General features: G+C 38.7%; 1 protein-coding gene. It reads left to right on the top strand.

Annotation, left to right across the window (positions count from 1 at the left end; genetic code table 11):
- On the top strand, positions 1–1,311 hold a 1,311-nt coding region (locus AC3DU7_RS30495; protein ID WP_488042984.1), incomplete at its 5' end, for an MFS transporter.
- Positions 1,312–1,319: the final 8 nt, after the last annotated feature.

Genomic DNA, 1,319 nt, shown 5'->3' with positions numbered 1-1,319 from the left:
GACTATCCCTTTGCTCCTAAAAATTTCCCGTTTTTTTATGGTTGGGTAATTTTAATTGTTTGCACCATTGGGGTCATCATGAGCATACCCGGTCAAACTATTGGGATGAGTGCTTTCACTGACTATTTACTAGCTGCTACTGGTCTGTCACGCTTACAATTGAGTAATGCCTATTTTTTTGGTACTTTGACCAGTGGTTTACTATTACCTTATGGCGGAATATTGTTAGACCGTTTTGGAGCGCGAGTAACTGTTGTTTGTTCCTCAGTAGGTTTAGCTTTAACTTTGTGTTATCTCAGTTTTAGCGATCGCCTAACTACTCTCATCAGTAACAAATTTCCTAGAATTCCCGATTCAACTATAGCCCTATTAATGCTGATATTAGGTTTTGTCTGCCTGCGATTTTCCGGCCAAGGTATGTTAACCATGACCAGTCGTACAACTCTCGGTAAATGGTTTAACCGTCGTCGGGGTTTTGCTTCTGGTCTGAATGGTGTATTCATGGCTTTGGGTTTTTCTATTGCACCCTTAGTTTCAACTTCATTGATTAATATTTTAGGTTGGCGAAATGCTTGGCTAACTATGGCAGCAGTTGTTGGTATTGGTATGGGGTTAATAGGCTGGGCATTTTATCGCGATCTTCCTGAAGAATGCGGTTTATTAATGGATGGAGAAGTACAAACACCTACGGCTGAAGTAGAAAACTCATCTGAAAACAACTTGCAAGATTTTACCCGCGCTGAAGCTATCGGCACAATTATGTTTTGGGTGGTGACATTAGTATTATCCTCCCAGGCTTTGATCTTTACAGGTATTACTTTTCATATCGTTGATATTGGTGCCGAATTTGGATTATCCCAAGTACAGACAGTGAGTATATTTTTACCCCAGGCAGTTGTATCTACTATTGTTGGTTATTTGATGGGTATGGCTGCAGACAGAGTTAATATCAAATATTTATTCATGGTGATGATGCTTGGTCAGGCAATAGGTGTAGCTGCTATTGCTAATTTTGGAGTGCCATTATTTCGAGTTTTAACTATTATGGGGTTTGGCATTAGTACAGGATGTTTTGGTACTTTATCGGCAGTGGCTTTACCACGTTTTTTTGGTAGAGCTTATTTGGGTGCTATTTCTGGTTTTCAGATGATGATTTTGGTCATAGCTAGTGCCATAGGACCTTCTTTTTTGGCTATATTTAAAGATAAATTAGGTTCTTATCAACCTGGTCTTTATGGTTGTTTGATATTAGTAATTTTGATTTTAATTCTCACCTTTTTTGCCCGTCATCCTCGCAAATTTGATAGATGAATTATATC

Source organism: Okeania sp., assembly GCF_983059655.1.
The sequence above is the reverse complement of the archived record's forward strand: the minus strand, read 5'-3'. Positions and strand labels throughout refer to the sequence as shown.